Raw genomic sequence first — 2,768 nt, 5'->3', positions numbered from 1 at the left:
CCGGCCGGTGCTCGTGCTCGCCGCGGGCGTCGCCGCCACCGCGGCCGTGCTCACGGCCGTGCCCGGGGCCCTGCCCGACGGCGTGGGCCCCGCCGTGCTGCTCGCGGCGCCCTTCCTCGTGCTGGGCGCCGTGCTCAACCTCGCCTTCGGCGCCCTGCGCGGGCTGCACCGGGTGCCGACCTTCTCCTTCCTGCAGAACGTGGTGCTGCCCTCGCTCCGGGTGCTCGGCGTCCTCGCCGTCGTCGTCGCCGGCGGCGGGCTGCTCGCCCTCACGGCGGCGTGGACGGCACCGGTCGCCGTGGTCGCCGTGCTCGCCCTCCTGCTGCTGCGCCGCTGTCTCCGGGACCTGCGCGACCGACCCGGGGCCGCTCCCCCGCCGGAGCCGGACCAGCAGCGGCGGGCGTTCTGGTCCTTCTCCTCCGCCCGCGGCGTGACCGCGGTGGTCGAGGCGCTGCTCGAGTGGCTCGACGTGCTGCTCGTGGCCGCGTTCCTGGGCCCCGCCGCGGCGGGCGTCTACGGCGTGGTCAACCGGTGCATCCGGGTGGGCGCCATGCTCGACCACACCGCGCGCATGGTCACCGGCCCGTCCATCAGCGCGGCGCTGGCGGTCGACGACCTCGCCGCCGCCCGCTCCGTGTTCACCCGCACCACCGCCGTGCTCGTGGCCGGCGCCTGGCCCTTCTACCTCACCCTGCTGCTGTTCGGGCCGGTGGTCCTGTCCTTCTTCGGCGAGGGCTTCGAGTCCGGCTACCCCGCGATGCTCGTCATCGCCACCGCCATGCTCCTGGCCGTCTCGGCCGGCGGCGTGCAGTCCCTGCTGCTGATGGCCGGGCGCAGCCGGTGGCAGCTGATGAACAAGTCCGCGGCCCTGGCCGTGGCCGTGGCCCTGAACCTGTGGCTGATCCCGCAGTGGGGCCTCGTGGGAGCCGCCACGGCGTGGGCGGCGTCGGTGCTCACCGACACGGGGCTGGCCCTGTTCCAGTCCGTGCGGCTGCTCGGCATCGCCCCGCGCTGGTCCGTGGTCGGCGCCATCGCCGCGGCCGCGGCCGTGCTCACGGGCGGGGGCGGGCTGGCCGTCCGCGCCCTGCTCGGCACCACCACCACCGGCCTGCTCGTCCACCTCGCGCTGACCGGCCTGCTCGTGGCCGGCGCCGGGGCGGTCCTCGTGCTCCGCGGCCGCGCCGCCGTCCGGGGGACGGACGCCGAGGCGTGTGGTCCGAAGAGACCACGGGATCACCGGGTCCTGCTGTGGTCCCGATGAGTTTGCATCTGTAACATTTCAATCGATCGACATCGGAATCAGGACGTGGCCGGCCGGGCTGGACCCGGCAGCGCTTCCCGGGGCCGGGGTCGGCGATCCGCCGGGGGGCGGACGCCGGGCGCGGCTGCTCCATCCGAGACGACCCGCGATCCACCAGGGGGGAAATCCACATGAGCGAGACTCTGAACACCATCGGCGCCGAACGGCGCCGAACCCGGGACGACACCGTCCGGGCCCGGCCGAACCGGCCGGAGCCGGCGGACCCGACGCCCGCGTGGCGCCGCGTCCTGCACCGGTGGCCCACGATCCTCAGCACCTGGCTCGTCGTGCTGGCCGCCGCCCTCGTGGCGGGTCTGCTGTGGCCGCCGACCTACCAGGCGACCGCCTCGATGACCGTCACGCCGAGCGCGGTGAACCCGCTCACCGGCGACTCCGGCTTCGAAGAGGTCGAGATGCAGACGGAGATGGCCACGATGGCCTCGCAGCGCATCACCCTGCGGGCCGCCGCCCTGCTGCAGGACGTCCCCGTCGAGGAGGCCGACCCCGCGCTGGCCGAGGACCTGCTCGAGCGGCTCTCGACCACCGCCCCGGACGACACCCAGGTGCTCCGCGTGACAGTGACCGGCGACGACCCGAACCAGGCCGCCGAGCGCGCCAACGCCCTGGCCACCGCCTACCTCGCCGACCGCGGCGAGGACGTGCAGACCACCGCCGACGACACGCTGAAGCGCATCGACGAGTCCATCGCCGGCCTCGAGCGCAGCGACGACGACTCCTCCAGCCTGCGGCAGCTGCGCGAGCAGCGCACCGCCCTCGCCCTCATCGCCCCGACGCCGGGCCGCGTGATCAGCGAGGCCACGCCGCCGCAGGAGCCCTCCTCGGCCGGCATCCCGCTCTTCGTGGCCGGCGGCGTGGTCGGCGGCCTGGTCCTCGGCGCCCTCGCCGGGGCGTTCCGGGAGCGCGCCGACCGCAGCGTGCGCCGGCCCGACCGGCTCGCCGACGGGACCGGTTCGCCCGCCGTGGTGCTGAACTCCGTGGACGACGAGGACGGCGCACTCGAGCTGCTGCGCCGGCTCTCCCAGGACCAGGACCGCGCGGTGCCGCGGCCCGGCTCCCGGATCGCCGTGCACTCGGCCCTGCCCGGACAGGCCACCGTGGTCGTCCAGGCACTGGACGCCGTCGTCTCCTCGTGGGGCGGCACCGTGGAGGTCGTGGACACCCGCACCCTCACGGACGCCGTGGGCCCGCTGGGCGACACCGACTGGCTGGGCATGGACGACACCACGCCCTCGCTGCTCGTGGCCACGGTCCCGCCCCGCGCGGGTGCCGCCGAGCTCGCCGCCCTGACCGACCGGGTGGACGGCGTGGTTCTGGCCGTGGAGCCCCGGGGCCGGCTGCGCCGGTTCCAGGAGCGCTTCGAGCGGCTCAGCGGCCGCGGCGCCGCCGTGGTCCCCGCGTTCGTGGTGCAGCGCCAGGTGCGCCCGGGCACGGACGCCGCGCCGGCCCG

Annotated in this window: 2 protein-coding genes; both read left to right on the top strand. The window is 76.0% G+C overall.

What is annotated here, in order from left to right; all coding sequences use genetic code 11:
- On the top strand, nucleotides 1-1,261 hold a 1,261-nt coding region (locus CRM73_RS18785), incomplete at its 5' end, for a lipopolysaccharide biosynthesis protein (RefSeq protein ID WP_229588743.1).
- Nucleotides 1,262-1,431: 170 nt separating this feature from the next.
- A partial coding sequence (locus CRM73_RS18780) for a hypothetical protein (RefSeq protein WP_229588742.1) occupies nucleotides 1,432-2,768 on the top strand: 1,337 nt, incomplete at its 3' end.

Source organism: Kocuria sp. CCUG 69068 (genome assembly GCF_020833785.1).
In the GTDB taxonomy this organism is placed as follows: Bacteria; Actinomycetota; Actinomycetes; order Actinomycetales; family Micrococcaceae; genus Kocuria; species Kocuria rosea.
This window is presented reverse-complemented; position numbering and strand designations above follow the sequence as displayed.